Source organism: Coprococcus sp. TM115-187 (genome assembly GCF_027679115.1).
Lineage (GTDB): Bacteria > Bacillota > Clostridia > Lachnospirales > Lachnospiraceae > Allocoprococcus > Allocoprococcus comes.
In genome coordinates this window covers 1-26,447 of the sequence record NZ_JAQEKS010000009.1, presented here as the reverse complement: position 1 = coordinate 26,447, position 26,447 = coordinate 1, and the positions used below count along the sequence as shown (strand labels likewise).

General features: G+C 42.7%; 22 protein-coding genes. 20 read left to right on the top strand and 2 right to left on the bottom strand.

Annotated elements, in window-relative coordinates; all coding sequences use genetic code 11:
* The first annotated feature begins 53 nt into the window (after nt 1-53).
* The 8 genes from PGW42_RS08035 (at nt 54) to PGW42_RS08000 (ending at nt 12,219) form a co-directional block, all read left to right on the top strand.
* Nucleotides 54-1,550 (top strand): sugar ABC transporter ATP-binding protein, encoded by a 1,497-nt coding sequence (locus PGW42_RS08035; protein WP_195251226.1) that lies wholly within the window; start codon nt 54-56, stop codon nt 1,548-1,550.
* Between the two features lie 30 nt (nt 1,551-1,580).
* Nucleotides 1,581-2,651 (top strand): galactose/methyl galactoside ABC transporter permease MglC, encoded by a 1,071-nt coding sequence (locus PGW42_RS08030; protein WP_117824392.1) that lies wholly within the window; start codon nt 1,581-1,583, stop codon nt 2,649-2,651.
* A gap of 22 nt (nt 2,652-2,673) precedes the next feature.
* Nucleotides 2,674-2,931, top strand: coding sequence for a hypothetical protein (locus tag PGW42_RS08025; RefSeq protein WP_215634627.1), 258 nt, complete (start codon nt 2,674-2,676; stop codon nt 2,929-2,931).
* Nucleotides 2,932-3,166: 235 nt separating this feature from the next.
* On the top strand, nt 3,167-3,865 hold the full coding sequence (locus PGW42_RS08020; RefSeq protein WP_055261879.1) for a response regulator transcription factor: 699 nt from the start codon (nt 3,167-3,169) through the stop codon (nt 3,863-3,865).
* Nucleotides 3,866-3,873: 8 nt separating this feature from the next.
* Nucleotides 3,874-6,480 carry a histidine kinase dimerization/phospho-acceptor domain-containing protein gene (locus PGW42_RS08015; protein ID WP_270203567.1) on the top strand — a complete coding sequence of 869 codons (2,607 nt, stop codon included), beginning with the start codon at nt 3,874-3,876 and terminating at the stop codon, nt 6,478-6,480.
* 108 nt (nt 6,481-6,588) lie between these two features.
* Nucleotides 6,589-7,755: a class I SAM-dependent methyltransferase gene (locus PGW42_RS08010; RefSeq protein WP_117824395.1), complete on the top strand. Its 1,167-nt coding sequence runs from the start codon at nt 6,589-6,591 to the stop codon at nt 7,753-7,755.
* Between the two features lie 36 nt (nt 7,756-7,791).
* Nucleotides 7,792-10,305, top strand: a complete 2,514-nt coding sequence (locus PGW42_RS08005) for a hypothetical protein (RefSeq protein WP_270203566.1) — start codon at nt 7,792-7,794, stop codon at nt 10,303-10,305.
* A 24-nt stretch (nt 10,306-10,329) separates the two neighbouring features.
* Nucleotides 10,330-12,219, top strand: coding sequence for a fructose-1,6-bisphosphatase (locus PGW42_RS08000; protein WP_195509131.1), 1,890 nt, complete (start codon nt 10,330-10,332; stop codon nt 12,217-12,219).
* A gap of 86 nt (nt 12,220-12,305) precedes the next feature.
* Here the strand turns inward: PGW42_RS08000 and PGW42_RS07995 are convergent, their stop codons facing one another.
* A complete protein-coding gene (locus PGW42_RS07995) occupies nt 12,306-13,169 on the bottom strand; it encodes a methionyl aminopeptidase (RefSeq protein WP_270203565.1) in 864 nt (287 codons plus the stop codon).
* A 306-nt stretch (nt 13,170-13,475) separates the two neighbouring features.
* Here PGW42_RS07995 and PGW42_RS07990 point away from each other — a divergent pair, with 306 nt between their 5' ends.
* From PGW42_RS07990 to PGW42_RS07955, 8 genes are all read left to right on the top strand, one after another.
* A complete protein-coding gene (locus PGW42_RS07990; protein WP_008370976.1) occupies nt 13,476-14,552 on the top strand; it encodes a 6-phosphofructokinase in 1,077 nt (358 codons plus the stop codon).
* 14 nt (nt 14,553-14,566) lie between these two features.
* Nucleotides 14,567-16,135: a DNA polymerase III subunit gamma/tau gene (dnaX, locus tag PGW42_RS07985; protein WP_008370974.1), complete on the top strand. Its 1,569-nt coding sequence runs from the start codon at nt 14,567-14,569 to the stop codon at nt 16,133-16,135.
* 21 nt (nt 16,136-16,156) lie between these two features.
* Entirely contained in the window at nt 16,157-16,507 is a 351-nt protein-coding gene (locus tag PGW42_RS07980) for a YbaB/EbfC family nucleoid-associated protein (RefSeq protein ID WP_022220696.1), read from the top strand.
* Nucleotides 16,508-16,523: 16 nt separating this feature from the next.
* Complete coding sequence (recR, locus tag PGW42_RS07975; protein WP_008370967.1) at nt 16,524-17,120, top strand: recombination mediator RecR; 597 nt, start codon at nt 16,524-16,526, stop codon at nt 17,118-17,120.
* 67 nt (nt 17,121-17,187) lie between these two features.
* A complete protein-coding gene (locus tag PGW42_RS07970; protein WP_044998858.1) occupies nt 17,188-18,288 on the top strand; it encodes a LacI family DNA-binding transcriptional regulator in 1,101 nt (366 codons plus the stop codon).
* Nucleotides 18,289-18,551: 263 nt separating this feature from the next.
* Entirely contained in the window at nt 18,552-19,208 is a 657-nt protein-coding gene (gene fsa / locus PGW42_RS07965) for a fructose-6-phosphate aldolase (protein ID WP_008370963.1), read from the top strand.
* A 94-nt stretch (nt 19,209-19,302) separates the two neighbouring features.
* Nucleotides 19,303-20,139, top strand: coding sequence for a transketolase (locus tag PGW42_RS07960; RefSeq protein ID WP_055158468.1), 837 nt, complete (start codon nt 19,303-19,305; stop codon nt 20,137-20,139).
* A complete protein-coding gene (locus tag PGW42_RS07955) occupies nt 20,127-21,068 on the top strand; it encodes a transketolase family protein (protein ID WP_022220697.1) in 942 nt (313 codons plus the stop codon). Before PGW42_RS07960 ends, PGW42_RS07955 begins: the two co-directional genes overlap by 13 nt.
* Before the next feature lie 170 nt (nt 21,069-21,238).
* Here the strand turns inward: PGW42_RS07955 and PGW42_RS07950 are convergent, their stop codons facing one another.
* Nucleotides 21,239-22,039 carry a hypothetical protein gene (locus tag PGW42_RS07950; protein WP_270203564.1) on the bottom strand — a complete coding sequence of 267 codons (801 nt, stop codon included), beginning with the start codon at nt 22,037-22,039 and terminating at the stop codon, nt 21,239-21,241.
* Between the two features lie 193 nt (nt 22,040-22,232).
* Between PGW42_RS07950 and PGW42_RS07945 the strand changes: the two genes are divergently transcribed.
* The 4 genes from PGW42_RS07945 to PGW42_RS07930 all read left to right on the top strand — a co-directional run bounded on the left by PGW42_RS07945 (nt 22,233) and on the right by PGW42_RS07930 (nt 26,200).
* Nucleotides 22,233-22,832: an HD domain-containing protein gene (locus tag PGW42_RS07945; RefSeq protein WP_117559435.1), complete on the top strand. Its 600-nt coding sequence runs from the start codon at nt 22,233-22,235 to the stop codon at nt 22,830-22,832.
* Nucleotides 22,833-22,898: 66 nt separating this feature from the next.
* A complete protein-coding gene (locus PGW42_RS07940; RefSeq protein WP_270203563.1) occupies nt 22,899-24,032 on the top strand; it encodes a LysM peptidoglycan-binding domain-containing protein in 1,134 nt (377 codons plus the stop codon).
* Nucleotides 24,033-24,100: 68 nt separating this feature from the next.
* On the top strand, nt 24,101-25,279 hold the full coding sequence (locus tag PGW42_RS07935) for a DUF5711 family protein (RefSeq protein WP_270203562.1): 1,179 nt from the start codon (nt 24,101-24,103) through the stop codon (nt 25,277-25,279).
* Between the two features lie 9 nt (nt 25,280-25,288).
* Nucleotides 25,289-26,200 (top strand): CvpA family protein, encoded by a 912-nt coding sequence (locus tag PGW42_RS07930; protein ID WP_270203561.1) that lies wholly within the window; start codon nt 25,289-25,291, stop codon nt 26,198-26,200.
* The last annotated feature ends 247 nt before the right edge of the window (nt 26,201-26,447 follow it).

The window sequence follows — 26,447 nt, the reverse complement described above, 5'->3', positions numbered from 1 at the left end:
TGGCAGGTTCGAAAGGTATGCGAGATTAGAAGATGAGAGACAGGAGGACAGCTATGAAACAGGATGTTTTACTGCAGATGACGGATATCTGTAAAGAATTTCCGGGCGTAAAAGCATTAGATCATGTGTCCCTGACAGTTAAAGCAGGCACTGTCCATGCACTGATGGGTGAAAATGGAGCCGGAAAGTCAACACTGATGAAATGCCTTTTCGGAATTTATGACAAAGACAGTGGCAAGATTGAGCTGGAGGGAAAAGAGATTAATTTCAAGAATTCGAAAGAAGCTCTTGAAAATGGAGTTGCAATGGTTCACCAGGAACTGAACCAGGCGCTCAAAAGAAACGTCATGGATAATCTCTGGCTCGGACGTTACCCGAAAGTGGGCGGCGTTATGGTAAATGAGAAAAAAATCTATGACGACACAAAAAAAGTATTTGAAGAATTGAAAATTGATGTAGATCCGAAAAGGATCATGAGTACGATGCCGGTATCACAGAGACAGATGGTAGAGATCGCAAAAGCAGTATCTGTGAATGCAAAAATCATCGTATTTGATGAGCCGACGTCTTCCCTTACAGAGCAGGAAGTAGAGCATCTGTTTGATATCATTGAGATGCTGAAAAAGAGAGGATGCGGAATCATTTACATTTCACATAAAATGGCAGAGATCAAACGGATTTCAGATGAGATCACGATCATGCGTGACGGAACCTGGGTAGCAACAGAGAAAGCAGATGATCTGGAGATGGACGATATCATCCGTCTGATGGTTGGACGTGAGCTTACCAATCAGTTCCCGCCAAAGACAAATAAACCGGGCGATGTAGCGCTTGAAGTGGAACACCTTTCCGGAATGTATTCGATCCTGAATGATGTTTCCTTCAAAGCGAGAAAAGGAGAAATTCTTGGAATTGCCGGACTTGACGGAAGTGGACGTACAGAAACTCTGGAGACAATTTTTGGAATTGCAACCAGGAAATCAGGAACGATAAAACTTGACGGAAAACAAGTCAGCAATAAGAATGCACAGGATTCGATCAAGAACGGATTTGCACTTCTGACAGAAGAGAGAAGAGCAACCGGTATCTTCGGCATCCTGAACATTCGTGAAAATACCGTTATCTCCAGCTTAAAGAGACACAAAAAAGGATTTTATCTGAGTGAAAAATCCATGAAAGAAGATACGCAGAAATATATTGATGCGCTGCGGACAAAGACACCGTCGCAGGAGACAAAGATCCGTGCACTTTCCGGTGGAAACCAACAGAAGGTTATCCTTGGAAGATGGCTTCTTACCGATCCGGAAGTACTGCTTCTGGATGAGCCGACAAGAGGAATCGATGTCGGTGCAAAGTATGAGATCTATCAGCTCATCATCGATCTTGCGAACCGCGGCAAAGTAGTTATTGTAGTTTCTTCAGAAATGCCGGAGCTTCTCGGAATCTGTGACCGTATCATGGTTATGTCCGGTGGAAGACTTGCCGGAGAGATTAACGCTGAAGAGGCGACGCAGGAACTGATCATGACTTACGCAGCAAAGTATGTGTAATTTTCAAACAAAAAGAAGGAGGCTTCCCAGATGAAAGCATTTGCAAATATAAAATCACGCTATGCAGAATACAAAGCACTGGATTCCGCAGACAAGGCAAAAGCGTGGAAAGAAGGACTTATCAATAATGCGATTTATCTTCTGATCATTATCGCAGTTATTTACACTTACACACAGAACAGCAGATTCCTGAGCGTGGCATCTATTGTTAACATTATCTCGCTGTCTGCAGCGAACATTCCGATCGCGTGTGGTATTGCAGGAACGATCGTACTTACCGGTACAGACCTTTCAGCCGGACGTGTTGTAGGTCTTACAGCATGTATTTCTGCATCACTTTTGCAGTCAGTAACTTATGCAACCAAAATTTTCCCGGATCTTCCGGTTCTTCCGATACCACTGGTTATTCTGATCGTAATCGTAGTCGGAGGTATTGTTGGATGGGTAAATGGATTCTTCGTAGCGAAATTCCACTTACATCCATTCATTGTAACACTGGCAACACAGCTGATCGTATACGGAATTCTTCTGATGTACATTATGCTGAACGGTAACAACGGACAGCCACTTTCCGGACTGGACAAATCCTTTAAGAATTTTGTAACAGGAAGTTTCTTAAAGATCCGTGGCGTTCCGATCCCGAACTATGTATGGTACGCTTGTGTTGTAGTTGTATTCATGTGGTTCATGTGGAATAAGACAACATTTGGAAAGAATATGTTCGCAGTTGGTTCCAACCCGGAAGCTGCTAATGTATCTGGTGTAAATGTTATGAGAACAACCATTCTGGTACATACACTTGCAGGATGCATGTATGGTATCACTGGATTCATTGAATCTGCACGTATCGGTTCCAACCAGGCAAATACAGGTCTGAACTACGAGTGTGATGCGATTGCTGCCTGTGTAATCGGTGGTGTATCTTTTGTAGGTGGTACCGGTAAGATCAGCGGCGTTGTTTTAGGGGTGTTCATTCTGAGAATCATCTTCGTTGCACTGCAGTTCCTGGCAGTAAGTCAGAATATGCAGTATGTGATCAAAGGTCTGATTATTCTGATCGCATGTGCAATTGATATGAGAAAATATCTGGTAAGAAAATAAAAAGAAAAGGCTGGGAAATGTTATGGACGAGAATAAGATGCCGGAGAATGACGGATGGAAGAAAAATGCAAGACTGGCGATTTATGCAATGGCCGGGTTTTATCTGCTGACACTGGCATACCAGATGTTCAAGGCGATTTCCACAAGTCATGGTAATGAACAGCTTGTTATGATCGTGGCGACGATTCTGTTTCTGATAGTTGGTGTTGGACTGATCGGGTTTGGACTGATCGCAGGATACCGCAATATAAAAGCAGATCACAGAGAAGACGAAAAGTAGAAATCATAAATATTACCTCACAAGAGAAAACTTCCGGTAAAGTAAAACTTGCCGGGAGTTTTTTTGTTTATATGATGAGTCAGGTGCAGATTGGTGCTTGCACAAGAATCTGTATCTGACAAATATAGATCATCTCGCACCACATTTTCAAATCTCAAAAAATTCTTAAGAAAATCCCGCCCTATCTCTTAAAAAATCTCTGTTAATCTTGTATAGTATAGAGGAGGTGAAAAAGATGGCGAAAATATTAGTATGTGATGATGATAAAGACATTGTAGAAGCAATAGATATTTACCTGACGCAGGAAGGATACGAAGTCCTGAAGGCGTATGATGGTGACGAAGCAATCAAGGTATTGAAAAGAAATGAAGTTGATCTTCTGATCATGGATGTGATGATGCCGCGGCTGGACGGAATCCGGGCGACACTCAAGATCCGGGAAAACATGAGCCTCCCGATTATTATTTTATCCGCCAAATCAGAGGATGCGGACAAGATTTTAGGACTGAATATCGGTGCAGATGATTACATAACCAAACCGTTCAATCCGTTGGAGCTGGTAGCAAGGGTAAAATCCCAGCTCAGACGTTACACCCAGCTTGGAAGTACGGCGAGATCTGACAACCAGAGTGAGTTCCGGACCGGGGGACTTGTGATCAGGGATGATCTGAAAGAAGTGACTGTGGACGGCGAAAAAGTGAAGCTGACACCGATTGAATACAATATATTACTGTTACTCGTTAAAAATCAGGGAAAGGTGTTCTCTATCAATCAGATTTACGAAAATATCTGGAATGAAGAAGCAATCGGAGCGGACAATACCGTTGCCGTACATATCCGCCATATCCGGGAGAAAATCGAAATCAATCCGAAAGAGCCACGTTACCTGAAGGTAGTATGGGGTGTCGGATATAAGGTAGAGAAGATCGGTTAGGAGGTCTTATGAATAACAAATGGTATCAGAGCGCACCATGTAAAGGAATCCTGATCGTACTGGAGCATATTTTAGCGGTGGTGATGATCACATGTCTGGTTTTTACATTCAGTTATCCGGGCGATAATCTGGCAGGAATCCTGTTTGAAAAGCCACATAAGAAGTATGAACAGTCAAAAGGGTTTACCGACAAGCTGATGAGTGCTGCAAATGATATTGCGGCTGCGGAAGGATACGACAGCAATTTTGAAACAGAAGGAAAATATGATGAAAACAGAATTGTAGATCTGAAAGAATATGATTCAGATCGTAAGATTTCAAATGAAAATGTAAATGGGCTTGCATACCGTCTTGGTGATCTTGTGAATTACTGGGAAAACGATCAGGAGATGTACTACGCAGACGGGACCAAGATGGCAGATGGAGACAATGATGATGAGATCATCGTCTGCCAGAAGGATGACGGAACCTACCATTATTACTATGAAAAAGAATTTCGTCGGGAATTTAAAAACGGGAACCTTCAGTTTGGTAATATGGATGAGGCAAAAGATGAATATTCACTGGAAAGCACCGGAGAAGTGATCGATTCTCTGATCAATGACTGGATCGAGAGTTCCGCAAGTATTTACCGCAATATTCTGGACAGTGAAAATCGCCAGGTCTACACAAAGTGCTGGCGGTATGACGGAGAAAAAGTTTCCGAAAACTGTGCACCGGTGGGCGCGAAGAATCTTCTGGAAGTTGTGAACAAGGATTCCAGATGGAACGGCAAGTTAAGTGATGCGATGTCCATGCTTGGAAATACTGTGGACAGTGTACGGGATAATTTTTTGACGTGGCAGTATGTAACGGAAGAATATAAAGAAGGTAATACCAATCTTGCATATATGATTGTAGATCTGGACAATAAAAAAGTTTATACCAACCGTCTTGCATATCAGAGATTTGATGAATGGGAAAAGAATCTGGAAAGTATGAAAAAGCTGGGAGTATATGCGGTTGCCACACCAAAGCTTACTGAGTACCAGAGTGATATTGATATGGACGGATCACAGTGGAAATCACTGATCGGTGGCAATATGTGGATGGATAATTACGAATGCGTGTTCGCGGTAGATACTTCCTATCCAATCCAGGATGACTTTTATCAGGAGAGCAAGATTTATCAGGAGTATGCACCGCAGGTAAGATTTACCTTCTGGATTGCGATTGCAACCGGATTTGCAATGCTTGTAATTCTGGCATGGCTGACAATTGTTGCAGGCAGATCAAACCGGGAAGAAGGCATTGTGTTAAATCGGGTCGATAAAATGAAGACAGAACTCTTTATTCTTTTGTCGGTTGCAGTTATGGTGATATGTATTTACGGGGAAATCAGTTTAAGTTACAGTCTGCTGAACGGAGTCTGGTTTAGCGGAGATGGTTTCAATGGCACATCGGTACTGATTTTTGCAGGGATTGTTGCGGTAAGCGTTTGCATGACAGGACTTACTTTCTGGCTTGGAATGGTAAGAAGGATCAAGGCAAAGACCTTGTGGAAGAACAGTATTTTATGTCTGATCATCAAATACGTCCGGATTGGAATCCGGCATCTGGGGGAGGTCTGGAAAGCTGCGATTTTGTTTGGAGTACTGGTTGTAGTTCACTGGATCGCGATCGCCATGTGGGAGCCGGGAATCTGGCTGTTCGTAATGCTTGCGGCAGAGGCGGGGGCATTTTTCTGCCTGATGCGCAGAGCCATCGGAAGAGCGCGGATCATCAAAGGGGTAAAAGCAATCGCAGACGGTCAGGTTGATTATCAGATTCCGTTAAATGGACTCAAAGGCGGACAGCTTGAAGCAGCAGTCAGCATCAATAAGATCGGAGATGGACTGGACCGGGCGGTAGAAGAGAGCGTAAAAAATGAACGCCTCAAAACGGATCTGATCACAAATGTATCCCATGATATCAAAACGCCGCTTACATCAATCATTAATTATGTGGACCTTTTAAAGAGAGAGGATTTTGAGGATCCGAAGATCCGGAATTATCTTCAGGTTCTGGAAGAAAAAGCATATCGTCTGAAGACACTTACCGAGGATGTGGTAGAAGCTTCCAAGGTAAGCAGTGGCAATATCAGCCTGGAAATGATGAATCTGAATCTGGTTGAGCTGGTTAACCAGACCAGTGCAGAGTTTGAAGAAAAATTTGAGGCAAGGAATCTGAAAATGATCATGAATCTTCCGACCGAACCGGCAACAATCTACGCAGACGGCAGACGAATGTGGAGAGTTCTTGCAAATGTATTTAACAATGCGGCAAAATATGCAATGGAGGGAAGCCGGGTCTACGTGGATCTGGTTCAGACAGGTGAGGAAGTACAGTTTACGATCAAGAATGTATCAGAGCAGCCGCTGAATATTTCGGCAGATGAGCTGACAGAAAGATTTATCCGCGGAGATGTATCCAGAAGCACGGAAGGAAGCGGGCTTGGTCTTTCGATTGCACAGAATCTGACAAAGCTTCAAGGGGGAAAATTCGAGTTATATCTCGACGGAGATCTGTTCAAGGTACTGATCCGTTTCCCGGTTCCAAAAGAAACGGAAGATGTCTATCAGGAAGTCGAACAGTAACAGGTAAATATGGGGCGTAAGGGAAATTTCCCTTGCGCTCTATTTTATTTCGCTTTACAATAAAAACTGGATTCGTACATATAACCTAAAATGTAAGGGGAAATTAAAATGGAATCATTGAATAATATCTTAAAAAAGAGTTTAAATAAAGAATTTTTATCAGCAATAATCAGCAATCCACGTGAAAAAGGCGGAATTGTAAAGATTAAGATCCGCCCTGTGGAGCATAAAGACAATATTTTGTACCAGTGCGAAGAACACCGGAACAACCAGGTATTTCACCACAATCTGAATGAAGAAGAAGCAGCAGGATATATTGAAAATGCCATGCAGGAATTCAAACAGATGCAGATGGAGACGAGAAAATTCCGCTATCAGGTTCTGGTCAGCAAAAAAGGGAAAATGACGATTCAGAGACGGCTTCAGACCGGGAGGTTCAAAGAGATTGATCTGTCACACAACCGGAAGAAGCATTATATCCTGGAGGAAGGAAAAGCAGTTCCATTTTTACAGGATCTGGGAGTTATGACAAAAGAAGGGGAAATCGTGCGGACAAAGTTTGATAAGTTCCGCCAGATCAACCGTTTCCTTGAGTTTATCGAGGATGTTCTTCCGGAGCTCCCGAAGGACAGGGAAGTAACGATTCTGGATTTTGGATGCGGCAAATCCTATCTGACATTTGCAATTTACTATTATTTGCATGAGTTAAAAGGTTATGATATCCGGATCATCGGACTGGATCTGAAAACGGATGTCATTTATGCATGCAACCAGCTTGCAAAAAAATATGGCTATAGAAAACTGAAGTTTATGGAAGGAAATATTGCAGATTATACCGGCTCTGATGAAGTGGATATGGTCGTGACGCTGCATGCCTGCGATACCGCTACCGATTTTGCACTTGCAAAAGCAGTTGGCTGGAAAGCGAAGGTCATTCTTTCGGTTCCGTGCTGTCAGCATGAAGTGAACCGTCAGATTGCAAATGAAACACTTGCACCGCTGTTTTCTTACGGACTGATCAAAGAGCGAATGGCAGCTCTTGTCACGGATGCTATGCGTGCAGAATATCTCAAGAGGGAGGGATATGACACACAGATCCTGGAGTTTATCGATATGGAGCATACACCGAAGAATATTTTGATACGGGCCATTTACACGGGAAATAAAGGAAAAAATACAGAGGCAATCCGCACATGTGAAGAAATGCTTCACATCGATCCAATGCTGGGGAGATTATTGGATCAGCAGAATGAAGAGGGAGAAAAAGGAGTATAAATTTAGCAGATTAAGATAAAGGGGACTATAATTACAATGTTTAAAAAGATAGCAATAAAGACAGGGGTACTGACTACTGTATTTATTCTTGCAGTTATCGTATCCAGTTATGTGACGAACAGAGGCAACACTGATATGAGTGCAGATATGGGAGGTGCGACATTGCCAAGAATATCCTTTACGACAGAAGGATATGAAGTGAACTCACTGCCGGGATATAAAAGCGATATGACGCTTACTTCAATGCGTGATACACTGACACCCGTCACAAATAACCAGCTGGATATGAACATTGCAAAATATGATAACCAGATCCAGAAGGTTTACTGGCAGGTATATACACTGAATGGGAAAAAATGTATCCAGGAGGGAACCATTAAAGATGTTCAGGATACAGTAACTTTAAATTTCAAGAATACGAAGATCCTGAAAGAAGAGAGGATTTTGAAAGTAACCTTGTACCTGGATAATCAGAATATTTATTTTTATACCAGGATCAAGAATTCGGCAGATTGCAACTATAAGAAAAGCCTGGATTTCGCAAATGATTTCCACAATGCGGCACTCGAAAATCAGGGTGATAAGGTCGAAAGCTATTTGGAAACAGATTCCAGTGAGGACAGCTCCACCTATCAGGAGGTCACACTTGCATCGACACAGTCACAGGTGACATGGGGTTCGCTTGCACCGCAGGTATCGGGAAATGTATACTGGGAAATTAAGGAATGCAATGAGAATTACACATCACTTGTCCTCAAATACCAGGTAAAGTGCACCGGGGATACTGATTATGCTGATCGGCTTTACAGTGTAAAGGAATTCTTCCGGATCCGCACCGGGGAAGATGCACAACAGTATCTGCTTGATTATGATCGCACGATGAATCAGAGATTTGATGGTAAGACAACTGCGCTGAACCAGAAGGGTGTTCTTGTTGGGATTGCGCCGACGGACCTGGAGTATGAGACTAATACAGATGGAACCATTGTAGCATTTATAGAGGATAACCAGCTCTGGCATTATGATAAAAAAGAGGATGAAATGTCACTGGTATTCGGCTTCGCAGATGCGGAAAACATGGATGTGCGTACATTATGCGACCTGCATGATATCCGCCTGATTTCAGTAGATGAAAAAGGCAATACCACATTTACTGTAGTGGGTTATATGAATCGCGGTGTACATGAAGGGCAGGTAGGTGTAGCAGTCTATTATTTTGACGCAGAAAAAAATTCCGTTACGGAAAAAGCATTTGTCCCTAGCGAAGACGGATATTATCTGATGAAAGAGGATCTGGGTAAATTTGTATATTACAGCAATTCTGATGAAAATCTTTATGTAATGATAGATGGTACATTGTATCTTGTGAATCTGAAGGACAACACCAGAGAGGTGCTGGTGAAAGATCTGGAGGAAGGGCAGTATCAGGTTTCACCAGACGGACATCTGCTTGCTTACCAGAGTGAGGGCGGAAAGATCAATGAGTCGCAGAAAATTATCGTGCTGAATCTGAAGACGGGCAAATCCTTTGATATTACATCCGAAGGAGACGAATATGTCAAACCGATCGGATTTATCCGGAATGATTTTGCCTATGGCACGCTGCGTGGAAACGATGCAGGAACCAATATATCCGGACAGAGTGTGTACCCGATGTATAAAGTGGATATCATCACGCAGAAACAGGAGATAGCCAAGACCTATGAGGTACAGGATTTTTACATTCTGGATGGCTATGTGGCAGACAATATGATGACACTTAATCGGGTGAACAGAAATGAGAATACCTATATTTCAACAACGGCAGATTATATTACCAACAATCAGGAGAAGGAAGAGAGCAATATCACAGTTGAGACCTACAATGATGATCTGCGGGGAACCCTGGTTCGTCTGACTTATGAAAATGGGATCAAAGACAGCAAAGCAAAAATTTTAAAACCAAAGCAGGTATTGTTTGATAAACCGATGGTTGTCAGCTTTGACAAACCGAAGGTAAAGAATCAGTATTATGTATATGCACTTGGCAGTCTGCAGGGGGTGTATGAAAAAGCATCTTATGCGATCCAGGAAGCGGAGAAGATAAAAGGTGTGGTCATTTCTTCATCACAGGAATATGTATGGGAGTCCGGAAATACGCTGGATATTTATGAAGTAAATAATATGGATGAGTTCCGGACAGGAGAAGGTGAGAGTACACTTGCAGCGTGCCTGAACCGGATCCTGAAGCTAGAAGGCGTAGAAGATATAAATGCATCAACAGAGCTGGAAAACGGAAAGTCGCCGGCAGAAATCCTGACAGAAGCAACCGGTGGAGAAGGGTTTGATCTGACCGGATGTACACCGGAAGAAATCCGCTATACGATCAGCCATGAGACACCGGTGATCGCAATGCTCAGTGTGGATCACGCGGTACTGGTCATCGGATACACGGATGCGAAGTATGCTTATCTGGATCCGGCAGACGGAGAACGTCATTCCGCAACGCCGGATGAGATGAACGGTCTTGTAAGCGGAAGCGGAAATGTATTTATTGGATATGTAAAGTAAAAAATAACCGGATGGAGGAAGAAAATGAAAGATGAAAAATATTTAGAACTTCTGGCAGAAAAGTACCCGACAGAGCAGGCTGTGTGCCGAGAGATCATCAACCTGAAGGCAATCTTAAGTCTGCCGAAGGGAACCGAGCATTTCATGAGTGACCTGCACGGAGAATATGAAGCATTTTGTCATATATTAAATAACTGTTCTGGCGTGATCCGGGAAAAAGTGGATCTGCTGTTTGGAGATACCTTATCTGATCTGGACAGAGAAGAGATCTGTACCCTGATCTATTATCCGGTTGAGAAGCTTGCGCTGATCAAAAAAGAAGGGAAGAACAATGAAGAATGGTATCGTGTGATTCTGGGAAAACTGATTGAGATCGCAAGGTTATTTTCTTCCAAATATACCCGCTCGAAAGTAAGGAAAGCGATGCCGAAGGAATATGCATATATCCTGGACGAGCTGATTCATGTGCAGAAGGATGAGGATGACAATCAGCTTATCTATCATCGCAATATTTTGGATACACTTCTTGAGCTTCAGAATGCAGACGAGTTTATCGAAGTACTGGCAGGTCTGATCAAACGTCTTGCGGTGGATCACTTACATATTGTCGGCGATATTTTTGACAGGGGACCGTGCGCAGATCGGATCATGGATCTCCTGATGACTTATCATTCCATCGATATTGAGTGGGGCAATCATGATATTCTCTGGATGGGGGCAGCGGCAGGAAGCAGAGCCTGCATTGCAACGGTCATCCGGAACAATCTGAAATACGATAACATGAAGATCCTTGAAAACAGCTATGGAATCAGTCTCCGAAAGCTGACTTTATTTGCAGAGAAGATTTATCCGGACATTGATCCAATGGAGGCCGCCTTAAAAGAGATTTCAGTACTTCTTTTCAAACTGGAAGGGCAGGTGATCCTGCGCAATCCGGATTACAAAATGGAGGATAAGCTTCTGCTTCACAAGGTCGATGTTGCACGTCAGACGGTGGAAATTGACGGAAGGGAATATGACATTAAAGAAGAGACTTTCCCGACAGTCAATTTTGCGGCAGAAAATTTGGAGGATGTATACCAACTCACCGAAGAGGAAGAGCAGGTAGTCGAAGGTCTTGAGATGGCATTTGTGAACAGCATCCGTCTGCGCCAGCACATTGATTTTCTGTACAAAAAAGGAAGTATGTACCGGATCTTTAACAATAACCTTTTATATCATGGCTGTGTACCACTGGATGAAAGCGGTAATTTTGAGGGCGTTGTATTTGGAAGGAAGCGTTATTGCGGAAGAGATTATCTGGATTATGCAGAACACATTGCAAGAAGGGCATGGTCAAAAGATGCGAAGGAAAAAGACAAAGACTTTATGTGGTATCTGTGGTGCGGAAGAAAATCACCGCTGTCAGGCAGAAATATCAAGACTTTTGAGCGGACTTATGTGAAGGATGAAACGACCTGGCATGAGGAGTCCAACCCATATTACCGGTTCTATGAAGAAGAAAAGGTCTGCAATATGATTTTGCATGAATTTGGTCTTTATTCTGAGCGGTCACATATCATCAATGGACACACACCGGTGCGGACTTCAAAAGGCGAGCATCCGGTGCGTGCAAATGGACGACTGATGGTGATCGATGGGGGCTTTTGCAAAAGTTATCACAAGACGACCGGCATTGCCGGTTATACGCTGATCTTTAATTCCCATGGAATCCGGATCAAGTCACACCAGCCATTCCAGAGTGTATTTGCGGCATTGACGGAAAATAAAGATATTGAGTCAAAATCGGAGCTGGTAGAGACTGAGAAAGAACGTCTGATGGTAAGAGATACAGATACCGGAAAGAAGATCAAAGAAGATATTGAAGGGCTGAAGATGCTGCTTCGTGTTTACCGGGAAGGGGATCTGGAGTAGAGAGTTTGATTCCATTATTGATATGCATAATAAAAAGGATGCGGCTTAATCAGGTCATGATTTTGCAGCATCCTTTTTATGCATTATTATTTTGTCATAACGACAGCGCCATCATCCGTAATGCGGACCATGTATTCTACCTGAGCAGAAAGTCCGTCATCTTCGGTATAAACCGTCCAGTCATTGTCTTCATCAACAAAGAATTCCGGACTGCCTTCGTTGATCATTGGTTCGATGGTAAAGATCATACCCGGAACCAGAAGCATTTCGCTTCCCTTTGGTGTAACATAGCTTACCCAAGGTTCTTCGTGGAATTCAAGACCAACACCATGTCCGCCGATTTCCTCTACAACAGAATAGCCATTTGCTTTTGCATGTGAATTGATCGCATCTGCAATGTCTCCGAGATGATTCCATGGTTTTGCCTGCGCAAGTCCAAGTTCGACACATTCCTGTGTGACACGAACCAGTTTTTCGGCACGTTCGCTGACCTTGCCGATCATAAACATACGGGATGCATCTGAGAAATATCCGTCCAGAATGGTAGATACATCCACATTGATGATATCGCCTTCTTCCAGAATAATATTTTCATCCGGAATACCATGGCAGATCTCGTTGTTAATAGAAGTACACACACTCTTTGGGAATCCCTGATAATTAAGCGGTGCCGGGATTCCACCGTGTTCGGTTGTATAGTCATAAACTAATTTATCAATTTCGGCTGTACTCATGCCTGCGTGGATATGGGCTGCTACATGATCAAGTACGGCAGTATTGAGATTTGCACTTTTCTGGATTCCTTCAATCTGAGGAATGGTCTTGAGCATATCTCTTGTCGGAACGATTTCTCCTTTATCTGCATGATATGCGATCTTTTCTTCGATCATAAGATGGCATTTTTTGTATTTTTTTCCGCTGCCACACCAGCACAATTCATTTCTTTCCATGAGAATACCTGACTTTCTTTTATAAATTTTTACGTGCAGAGTCTGATGTGATCACAAAAAATCAGATGTATGCCTGCACTAACTGTTTCACTTCTATAATATATCCATTCCGGAACAAAAAGTCAATCTGTGCTGTGCATTTCGCCAGATGTGATTCAAAATGACAGACCAGGATGCGGTATGTATCAGTTTTGCAGCAGAACTATTGCTTGTATAGGACTCAGGAATCGGTTATAATACAAAGGGATTATAACTGAAAATAACAGACTGATCTGGAAAAGATGAACAGGGAAAGGATGGGCAATTATGTTTAGAATTGGAATGCTTACCAGTGGTGGGGATTGTCAGGCACTGAACGCAGCCATGCGAGGTGTTGTAAAAGGACTTTGTTCAAAACGAAACGATGTGGAAATTTATGGATTTCAGGATGGATATAAAGGACTTATTTATTCGAACTTTGAGATGCTGACAGCAAAAGATTTTTCGGGAATACTGACGATGGGTGGAACAATCCTCGGAACATCCAGACAGCCGTTTAAACTGATGCGCGTACCTGGACCGGATGGAATCGATAAGGTCGAAGCGATGAAGCATACTTATCACAAGTTGAACCTGAACTGCCTGGTAGTACTGGGAGGAAATGGAACACATAAGACTGCGAATCTGTTAAGAGAAGAAGGACTGAATGTGATTACACTTCCGAAGACGATCGACAACGATCTGTGGGGAACAGATATGACATTTGGCTTTCAGAGTGCGGTAGATATCGCAACGGAAGCAATTGACAGAATCCATACAACTGCAACTTCACACAGCCGTGTATTTATTGTAGAGGTTATGGGGCATAAAGTAGGATGGGTAACACTTCATGCCGGAATCGCAGGCGGAGCAGATATTATTCTTCTCCCGGAGATCCCGTATGATGTGGATAACGTAGTGCGTGCGATCAAGAGCCGTACAGAGGCAGGAAAGCATTTTACGATCATCGCGGTTGCAGAAGGCGCGATCACAAAAGAAGATGCAGCCCTTCCGAAGAAAAAATTAAAAGAAAAACAGGAAAAGAAGGGCTATCCGTCTGTGGCATATGAGCTTGCAGAGAAGATCCAGAACCGTATGGATCAGGAGGTTCGTATCACGGTTCCGGGACATACGCAGAGAGGTGGAAGCCCGTGTCCGTATGACCGTGTGCTTGCAACCAGACTTGGAGCAGCAGCAGCAGACCTGATCTTAAAAGAGGACTACGGATATATGGTAGGAATCAAGAACGGCAACATCCGCAAGGTTCCGCTTGGAGAGGTTGCCGGAAAGCTGAAGATGGTAGATCCGAAAGCGGATATCATCAAAGAAGCCAAGATTGTCGGAATCAGTTTTGGTGATGAGTAAAGGAGTAATTTAACATGTCATATACTGCCCTGTATCGTAAATTCCGTCCTGCGGAATTTGAAGACGTAAAAGGACAAGATCATATTATCACAACGCTGAAGAATCAGATAAAGGCGGACAGGATCGGACATGCATATCTGTTCTGTGGCACAAGAGGAACCGGAAAGACAACAGTAGCGAAGATTTTTGCAAAGGCAGTCAATTGCGAGCATCCGGTAGACGGAAGTCCCTGCGGGGAATGTACCATGTGCAAAAATATTGCAGCCGGTACTTCCATGAACGTCATTGAGATCGATGCGGCTTCCAACAACGGTGTGGACAATATCCGTGAGATCAGGGAAGAGGTATCCTACCGTCCGACGGAGGGAAGATATAAGGTGTATATCATCGATGAGGTGCATATGCTTTCAATAGGTGCATTTAATGCTCTGTTAAAGACTTTGGAGGAACCCCCGGAATATGTAATCTTTATTCTTGCAACGACAGAGGCACATAAGATTCCGATCACGATTTTATCCAGATGCCAGCGCTACGATTTCAAGCGTATTACGATCGATACGATCGCAGCGCGGTTGGATGAACTGATGAAAAAAGAACAAGTTGAGGTAGAAGAAAAAGCAATCCGCTATATTGCGAAAGCGGCGGACGGATCCATGCGAGATGCACTAAGTCTTCTGGATCAGTGCATTGCGTTTTACCTCGGACAGAAGCTGACCTACGATCATGTTCTTGAGGTTCTTGGCGCGGTGGATACGGATGTGTTCAGCCGGCTTCTCAGACAGATCATCAGCCAGGATGTGGGAAAGGTACTTGCTACTGTAGAAGAGCTTGTGATGCAGGGAAGAGAACTGACGCAGCTTGCGGCAGATTTTACCTGGTATCTGCGCAACCTTCTTCTGGTGAAAACTTCGGATAATATGGAAGATGTGCTGGATGTATCGACGGAGAATCTGGCGCAGCTGAAAGAGGAAGCACAGATGATCGAATCCGGGGTGCTGCTCCGGTATATCCGTATTTTTTCCGAGCTGACAAATCAGCTCAAATACGCAACACAGAAAAGAGTGCTTCTGGAAGTAACACTGATCAAGCTTTGCAAACCGCAGATGGAGAGTACGAAGGACAGTCTTCTGGACCGGATCCGTGCACTGGAAAAACAGGTAGAAGAAGGAAGTTTTGCAGTTGCGCAGCCGCAGGAGAGGGTTGTTTATGTAAATGGTGAAGCACCGAAGCCACAGCCAAAACCGCAGCTTCCGAAAGCACTGAAGGAAGATGTAAAGCAGGTGACATCCAATTTCCGGAAGATTGCAAACGAAGCATCAGGAATGCTTAGAGGCTATCTGAAGCAGGCAAGACTCAGCGTGGACAATCAGGACAGACTTCTGATCGTTCTGCCGGATGAGATCAGCGCCAGCGTGGTAGGAAGCGAAGAACATAAGCAGGAATTAAAAGATCTGATTGAGAAAAAAATCGGCAAGACTGTGGAGATTGATGTGCGTCAGGTGGAGAACGGACGCCATTTTGAAGACAGTTTTGTGGATATAGAAAAAGTGATCAATATGGAGATCACGATTGAAGATGAATAATAATTAGGAGGATTTATAGTTATGGCAAAAAGAGGAGGATTTCCAGGAGGCGGAATGCCGGGAAATATGGCAAATTTAATGAAGCAGGCTCAGAAGATGCAGAAGCAGATGGAAGAGCAGGCAAAAGAGATGGAAGAGAAAAGTTTTACAGCAACTGCAGGCGGCGGAGCTGTAGAAGTGACCGTAAGCGGTAAAAAAGAAGTCCAGAAAGTAAAACTTCAGGAAGAAGTTGTGGATCCGGATGATGTAGAGATGCTGGAAGACCTGATTATGGCAGCAGTCAATGAAGCACTTCGTCAGGTCGATGAGGCAAATACTTCCGCTATGAGCAAGCTGACTGGCGGACTTGGCGGAATGCCGGGAATGTTCTAGAACGGGAGTGTAAAAGATGGATTATTACAGCAGTCAGATCAGTAAACTGATCGAAGAATTATCAAGACTGCCTGGTATCGGAGCAAAGTCAGCCGGAAGGCTGGCTTTTCATATCATTAATATGCCGAAGGAACAGGTAGAACAGCTTGCAGCGACACTGGTAGATGCAAGAAATAATGTAAGATACTGCAAGCAATGCTGCACGCTTACTGACAAAGAATTATGCCCAATCTGTGCCAGCGAGGAGCGGGATCATAAGACGATCATGGTTGTGGAAAATTCCCGAGATCTTGCAGCTTATGAAAAGACTGGAAAATATAATGGTGTGTACCATGTACTTCATGGCGCAATTTCCCCGATGCTTGGGATCGGACCTGGAGATATCCGGCTAAAAGAGCTGATGGAGCGTCTTCAGGGGGATGTGGATGAAGTGATCATCGCAACCAATTCCAGCCTGGAAGGGGAGACTACTGCGATGTATATCAGCAAACTGATCAAGCCGACAGGAATCAAGGTCAGCCGGATCGCAAGCGGCGTGCCGGTCGGCGGCGATCTGGAATATATTGATGAAGTGACGCTTCTGCGTGCACTGGAAGGACGTACAGCACTTTAGGTGACTTAACGTGACTTAAGGACTGCGAGGAGTGCCGGAAACGTATGCATTTGAAAGAAGTAAAGATATGAGAAAGAAGAAAGTAACCTCTTCGGATATCGCACATGCGGCAGGTGTGTCGCAGGCAACGGTATCCATGATCCTGAATAAAAAATATAATGTATCATTTTCAAAAGAAACGATCCGTAAAGTGGAACAGATCGCAGAAGAGATGGGATACGAAGTACCGAAAAGAAAGACACGCAGAGAAAGCAGGAAAGAAAAACTGATCGTCGTATTTTGTTCCAACCTCACGAACCCTTATTATGTTATGTTGCTTCAGGGGATTGAATCCCGTGCAAAGGAGCAGGGATATGGACTGTTTGTGTGCAATACCCAGAGGGATCTGAAGATGGAGGAGCGGTATCTCAGGATGATGCATGAGCTGAAACCGCTTGGCATTATCTATACCTGCAATCCAAGTCATTGCTTTATGGATACGATAGAAGAGTTGGCAGAAAAAATTCCGATCGTAATTATCAATAACCAGAATGAGCATCTGAATGTAGATGCAGTGGAACTGGATAATTCCAAACTCGGAAGGATGATGGCAAAGCATCTTCTGGATCTGGGACATCGGAAAGTAGCGTATATTGCACCACCTCTTACAACCAGACAGAAGCAGCGCTCCAAAAGGGTGGAAGGATTTCTGAAAGAATTTGATGCTGTTGGATTAAAAGACAATGTGATCATCAAGGCAGCAAATGAGTCGATCGATATGAGCATCCCGAATATCGATTCGGAGTATAAGATCGGATATGATCTGACGAAAGAGCTTTTGAGAGAGCATAATGATATTACTGCGATCGTCGGATTAAATGATATGATCGCATTTGGAATCCTGGATGCACTTCACGAAGAAAAATATAAAGTTCCGGCAGATATTTCCGTAATGGGATGTGATAATACACTGTTTGCGAAGATGCATAAGGTGTCGCTGACAACGATCGAGCATTTTGTCGTTTTCAAAGGGCGGGATGCCTGTGATATCATTATGAAAAAGATTCTTTCTCAGAACAGCCAGTATTCAGAGATCCAGCCGATCAGCACCTACCATGTAGAATATGAACCTCGTCTGATCGTGCGTGGAACGACGTCTTATGCGAAAACAAAAAAAGGGAAAAATTAGTTTAAATTCAAAAAATATTAGTAATATTTCATAGTTTATGTCTCTGAAAACGCTATAAAATAAAGGATTATCCAAAAACGGTATCAAAAAATTACTAATAAAATAGTTAATATTAACGCGAAAAATTACTAATAAAAACATATGGCTATTGACCTGTCAGAGTAAATTGCGATATAATTTAACCAAGTCAGGCAATCAGATAAAAAGAGGGATTCCTGATAACGGGAAATACGAATTTTCATGTTCATAAGGAGGAAAACGAAATGAGATTTTTCATCGACACAGCAAATGTGGAAGACATTAAAAAAGCTAACGATATGGGAGTTATCTGCGGAGTTACAACAAATCCGTCACTGATCGCAAAAGAGGGACGTGATTTTAAAGAAGTTATCGCAGAGATCGCATCTATCGTAGACGGACCGATCAGTGGAGAAGTAAAAGCAACAACTACTGATGCAGAAGGTATGATTGCAGAAGGTAGAGAAATCGCTAAGATCCATCCGAACATGGTAGTTAAAATTCCGATGACTGTAGAAGGACTGAAAGCTTGTAAAGCTCTTACAGCTGAAGGAATCAAGACAAATGTAACACTGGTATTCACAGCAAACCAGGCACTTCTTGCAGCAAGAGCAGGGGCTACATATGTATCGCCGTTCCTTGGACGTCTGGATGATATTTCTGTACGTGGAACAGAACTGATCGAAGAAATCGCTGAGATGTTTGCAGCGGCCGGAGATATTGATACACAGATCATCTGCGCGAGCGTCCGTAACCCAATGCACGTTACAGAATGTGCACTTGCAGGTGCTGATATTGCAACTGTTCCTTACAAAGTAATTGAACAGATGACACATCATCCGCTTACAGATGCTGGTATCGCAAAATTCCAGGCTGATTACAAAGCAGTATTCGGAGAATAAAATTTACAATCGGAATAATTTACTGTCGGAAGAGCACCAATCTGCGCTTCCGACAAAGTGACTAAAAATAAACTATTTCAGGAGGCATATTTTCATGAACAAGTCAGAACTTATGAAAACTGCAAATGAAATCCGTAAGAGCATCGTGACAGCAGTACACGCTGCCAAATCCGGACATCCGGGCGGATCTCTGTCAGCAGCAGACATCTACACATATTTATATTTTGAAGAGTTAAATATCGATCCTAAGGATCCTAAGAAAGCAGACCGCGACCGTTTCGTTCTTTCCAAAGGACATACAGCTCCGGGATACTATTCTGCGCTGGCACACAGAGGATTCTTCCCGGTAGAAGACCTCAAGACACTTCGTCATACAGGATCTTACCTTCAGGGACATCCGGATATGAAGCACATCCCGGGTGTTGATATGTCAAGCGGATCTCTGGGACAGGGAATCTCAGCAGCAGTAGGTATGGCTATTTCTGCAAAACTGAGTAATGATGACTATCGTGTATACACACTTCTCGGAGATGGAGAAATTCAGGAAGGACAGGTTTGGGAAGCTTCTATGTTAGCAGGCTTCAGAAAACTGGACAATCTGGTAGTAATTGTAGATAATAACAACCTTCAGATTGACGGACGTATTGATGAAGTTAACTCACCATACCCGATCGACAAGAAATTTGAAGCATTTAACTTCCACGTAATCAATATCGATGGACATGATTTTGATCAGATTGCAGCTGCTTTCAAAGAAGCAAAAGAAACAAAAGGAATGCCGACAGCTATTATTGCCAAGACCATAAAAGGTAAAGGTGTTTCTTTCATGGAAGACCAGGCTGGATGGCATGGAAAAGCTCCGAATGATGAAGAATACAAGATCGCTATGGAAGATTTAGAGAAAGCAGGTGAAGCATTATGTCAGAAGTAAAGAAAATCGCAACAAGAGAAAGCTATGGTAATGCTTTAGTTGAACTTGGAAAACTGCATGATGATGTAGTAGTACTTGATGCTGACCTTGCCGGAGCTACAAAGACAGGAATGTTTAAGAAAGCATTCCCGGAAAGATTTATCGACTGTGGTATCGCAGAAGGCAACATGATCGGAGTTGCAGCTGGTATCGCTACAACAGGCAAAGTTCCGTTTGCAAGTACATTTGCAATGTTCGCAGCAGGACGTGCATTCGAACAGGTTCGTAACTCTGTCGGATATCCGAAGAACAATGTTAAGATCGGTGCTACACATGCAGGTATTTCCGTTGGTGAAGATGGTGCTACCCATCAGTGCAACGAAGATATCGCTCTTATGAGAACAATCCCAGGTATGGTAGTGATCAGCCCGGCAGATGATGTAGAAGCAAGAGCAGCTGTATTTGCAGCATATGAACATCAGGGACCGGTATATATGCGTTTCGGAAGACTTGCAGTGCCGGTAATCAATGATAATCCGGATTATAAGTTTGAGATCGGAAAAGGAATCGTACTTCGCGAAGGTAAAGATGTAACAATCGTTGCAACAGGACTTGAAGTGAGCGAATCTCTTGCAGCAGCTGAAAAGCTTGCAGCAGACGGAATCGATGCAAAAGTAATCAATATCCATACGATCAAACCTATTGATGAAGAACTTATTGTTGCAGCAGCAAAAGAGACAGGAAAAGTTGTTACCGTAGAAGAACATTCTGTTATCGGTGGACTTGGAAGTGCTGTATGTGATGTGCTTTCTGAAAAACTTCCTACACCTGTTCTGAAGATTGGTGTTATGGATACGTTCGGGGAATCTGGTCCGGCAGTTGAACTGATCAAGAAGTACGGACTTGATGCAGACAGCATCTGCGAAAAAGTAAAAGCATTTGTAAAATAATAAAAAGGATTCTGAGAATCTATAATAAAAATGCCAGAACCGGTGTAAATCGGGACTGGCATTTTTGTTATAGATGAAAGTTCTTGATCCGCTGTGGGAGTGAGAAGAATACAGCACCAGACCAGTGGCACTATAACCAGTTATATTTTGAGAGTGGCATATTTCCCGTTCTAGGAAAATATTTTCCGTATAATACAGCTTACAAGTCCAATTCCGCATAATGGAAGAAGGATTCCTTTCAGACTTCCATACAGCTGCAGACCGCCGGCAAGACCGGTCAGTGGTGATGGAGAAGAAGGAATCAGATTCCAGAACATTCCGGCAGCAATTACAGTTATACCGATGAACAGGAAAGAGAAAAGCCCCCGTCCGGTATCGACACGCTTTGTTCCCCTGTCTCCATAAGCACATGGTCCGGTCAGCGCCCACAGGAAGAAAATAATCTCCATAATCAGCAGAAATGCTGCGACGCCAAGGAAGGCACCGAGCGTATAATTCTTGGCATTTACCGCTGTGGCAAGTGAACCATATACCGGATAACAGCTCCAGAAATTTTTGAAAATATTAAATGCAATTACGGCGATCATCAGAAGCGTTACGCCACGGGCTCCGGTCTGCAGGAGTTTGCCGGTTATTTTTGCGCCTGTCTGCACGGTCTTTTTCACCGGAGTGGTGATGATCGAAGCGGATGGAGTGGAACGCTTTTTCCCGGAAGCTTTTGAACTGCCGTTTCCAGAGTTTCCGGAAGTACGTTTCCGGGCTTTTTTAGACCGCTCCTTTCGTGAATCCTCTGAAGGATCTTCGGAGGAAGAGTGTTCCTTCTTTTTTACTTTCTCGCTTTTGTTGGTTTTATTTACATCTCTTTGAGATTTCTTTTTACGCCTTTTTACGGTATCCCGATCCGGTACGTCATCCAGATCAATGATATCAAAGTCAGTATCGTCTGACAGGTCTTCATAAATCTGTTTCATGTTACAATCAGCCTCCTCATTTTTGTTTCGCCCTATTTTATACCAGGAATTTGAAAGAAACAATATGAATCACAGAAACATCACAAAATCATAAGGAATTCTTTAGAAAAGAATGAGGTGGAACAAAAGAAATTTTGGTATACTTAAAGTACGCCGGGAAAAGGAACACGGCAGAAAAAAGAGGATACCCAAAATGGAAAAATTACAGGAAACGATAACTGAATTAAATGATAAATTAAAAAAGGAAAATAAAACACCGGAGGAGCAGGATGAAGAATTTGAGCAGTTTTATGAATGCATCAAAGATATCGCAACCCATCCGGTAGTGCTGAGAATGAAGCTTTATCCGCATCATGGAGTGACAAACTGTTATCAGCACTGCCTTCATGTTTCTTACTATAATTATATCTGGTGTAAGGCACTTGGACTGGATGCAAGGTCAGCAGCGCGTGCGGGAATGCTGCATGATTTGTTTTTGTACGACTGGCATACCCATGCAAAGCGGACAGGGGATCATTTTCATGGGATGACGCATCCGAAAAGAGCGCTCATGAACGCAGAGAAATTTTTTGATCTGAATAGCATCGAACGGGATATTATCATCAACCATATGTGGCCGGTTACACTTTTTTCTGTGCCGCGGACAAAAGAAGGATGGATTACGACACTTGCTGACAAGTATTGCGGCAGTTTTGAGACTGCACAGCGGAAGGAGAGCGATCCGGTAAAGAAAAAACGGGGAATGGACAGGATTGTCGAACGATTTTCCTATTTAGTAGACACAAAGCGATAAAAAGTGTGCTTTCCATATGATACGATAGCCTAAACTACAAAATATGCAGAATGAGGTGAGAGTATTATGGAAAACAAATTTCCAAAAAATGTACGTCAGATAGGAAATGTGAGTGATACTCCGAAGATTTACGTGGAAGATTATGTAGATACATTTCTGAATCAGATTTGTGATAAAGCAGATAAGGAACAGGCAGGTGCATTTCTGGTCGGTAAAAAAGAAGTAACAGAAGGACAGGAGTGTCTCTATATTTTTGGCGCGATCTGCATGGAATTTTCCGATGATGAAAATGAAATCATTTCACAGGAGAATTTTGAAAAAGCAGAGCAGGAGAAAAAGGAATATTTTGAAGAGGGTACGATGATTGGCTGGATGCTCTGCAGACCGGGCGTGCGAATGGTGATAGATACGAAGATATTCAATACCCATGAAAAATATTTTTCCGAAAAAAATACTATTTTCATATTAAAAGATAATGCAGAGGTGGAAGAACAGTATTATTGTTACAAATATAAAGAGCTGATGCAGATTGGCGGGCATTATGTTTATTATGAAAAAAATGCTGCAATGCAGAGTTATATGATTACGGCACGGAAAAAGATTGGCGTGACACCCAGCGAAGTTGTGGAAGATAAGGCTGCAAAAGACTTTCGCAACCTTGTAAAAGAAAGATTTGAGGCGCAGGAGCAGAAGAAAACTTCCAGGCTGACATATGTGGCGAGCGTGTTTCTGGTAATTGTGGTTCTGATCATGGGCGTGACAACCCTGAACAATTATGGGAAAATGAAAAGTGTCCAGTCATCCCTAGAATTTATACGTAATTCGATCATGAAGCAGGGCGAGGAAAAAACGCAGAAAACCAGTGGCACAGTAAAAGAAGCAAATGAGCAACAAAATGAGAATACCGTTCAGTCAGAGCAGACGAATGATCCGCAGACAGAGGAACAGCAGGATCCGATGCCACAGCAGGGAGAGGGCTCTGATTCTGCTTCGACAGAGGAAGAAAAGGTCGATGATTCTTCGATGAGCACAATGCAGGAAATGAGTGAAGATATTTATATTGTAGAAAAAGGCGATACGCTAGCCAAAATCAGCAAGAAAGTATACGGGGACAGTGGACATGTAGATGCGATCTGCAGAATGAACGGGTTGTCGGACGGAAACCTGATTTTTATCGGACAGAAATTGATTCTGCCGTAGTTTTCTGTACATATGAATAAAAACTGTGGTATACTAACAACAAACTAACGACAGGAAAAGGACAGGTTATGGATGTGATAGTAAAGGTACGTGATCCGGAAGAAAACCTGGAAGAGAAGATAAAGGCGTACAAAGTAAAAAAGAGAATAAAGACGGCGGCAACGATTTTGGCGTTTGTGTTTGCACTGATCAGCAGTTATCTGCTTGTGAAATTGCAGACATATACAAGCTTACGGACTCTGCAAAGCTATAAAAATAAAGAGACAGAATCAAGTGATCTGAAATATTTGCAATATGCAGACGGAATGCTCAAATACGGACGGGATGGAATTGCGTATATCAATAAAAAAGGTGTAGAGCAGTGGAACCAGTCTTATCAGATTAAGGATCCGGTTATCAATGTGTCGGGAAAAGCGATGGCGGTCGCAGAGCGCGGTGGAAATGATATTTATGTTATGGATGAAAAAGGTGCGAAGGGAGAAATCCATACGAATTATCCGATCGAGAAGATAGCTGTTGCGGAAAATGGAATTGTCAGTACGATTTTAAATAACGAAAATTCACCAATGGTTGTGTGCTATGATGCGACAGGAAATGTACTGGTAGAGCACAGAGCTTCACTTACCGGAACCGGATACCCGATTGGAATCGCACTTTCGCCGAACGGAACGAGACTTCAGATTTCATATTTGTGTGTAGCGGATGGTGTCGAGGCAACAAGAGTCGGATACCTGGATTTTGATAATACAGAAGAAGCAAACAAAGAATATCAGGTTGCTGATGATGTTTACAAAAACACAATTGTTCCGACTTCGTTTTTTATAGATGAGAAGAAGTCTGTACTGGTCGGAGATCAGTCGTTTATGATCTATAAGGAAACGGACAAGCCGAAGCTTTCTAAAACAGTAAAGCTGGATAAGCAGATTAAAAGCTTTTTCCATGACGATGAATATCTTGGGTTCATACTGAAAGAAGAAAGCGGAGAATATGAGCTTCGCCTATATGATATGGAAGGAAATCAGAAATTATCTAAAACATTTACCGGGGAATATGGAAATGTAAAGATTGCAGATGGAAATGTTATCATGTATGATGGGACTTCCTGCCTGATTTATTCCAAGCTTGGTGTGAAGCAATTTGAAGGAACGACAGAATATGAGATAAAAGAAGTAATTCCGGTTTTCGGAATCAATAAGTACCTTGTGATGAATGCAGACGGACTTGCAGAGGTACGGCTTGTAAAATAGGAGTAGAGTATGGAAGTAAATATTTTATTGGTAATTGTCGGGGGCATTATAGCAATAGGAGCTATTGTAGGATTTGCTAAAGGTGCTGTCAGGATTGCTGTATCGCTTGGGGCGACGATCCTTACACTGGTGGTTGTGTATTTTGCAACGCCGTATGTCAGCAAAGCAATTTATTCGCTTACACCGATTGATGAGATGGTAGAACAGCAGTGTATAAAAACGATGACAAAAGCCTTCACGGGAGAAGCGGATACAAATTCGGGATTTACGGAAGAGCAGGTGCTGGGAATCCTCTCAGCGGCAGGTGTATCTGAGCAGACATTGGAAGCAGCAGGAATTACCGTGGAAGATATTGTAAATGGTAATGTGTCAGATGAGATGCTGCAGCAGTATGGAATTTCACCAGATATCTTCGATGGACATGTGTCAACGGAAGAGGTAGAGCAGTCGATCATGGAGGCTGAGGTTCCAAAGCAAATGCAGATAGTGGCAATCGAGGGGGCAGATCTTCCGGATGTATTTAAGAATCTTCTTCTGGAAAATAATAACAGTGAAGTTTATCAGAAGCTTGGGGTAACGACATTTGCGGAATATGTAAGCAAATATTTTGCAAAGCTGGTTATCGAGATTGTCGCGTTTCTGGTAACATTCCTGTTTGCAACCATTGTGATAAGAGCGGTTGTGTTTGCGCTTGATTTTGTGACAGCACTTCCGGTTCTGGGAATTCTGAACAGGCTGGCAGGAGTTCTGGTAGGGTCGACGATTTCATTTATTATAGTAGGGATCCTGTTTATCGTAATTACGCTTCTGTATACAACAACGATAGGAAAGCAGGCAATGGGAATGATCAGAGAAGATCAGATCCTTAGTTTTTTATATGATAATAATATAATTATGAAAATTGCAACAATGTTGAGATAAAAGGCTTGACAATAGAAACTGATAATGGTATTATAAAAATCCGTCACGGAAAAGTGATGGATTTTTATTTATAATAAGGAATGTAAGGTAGCCTTTGAAAATAAAAATAAAAACCTCAAAAAATGTGTTGACAAAACAAAATACACATGATATTATATAGAGGTTGTCGCTGATAAAAATAAAAAGCGACAAAAAATAATTTAAAAAAGTTGTTGACAAACATGAAACACTTTGATATAATATAAAA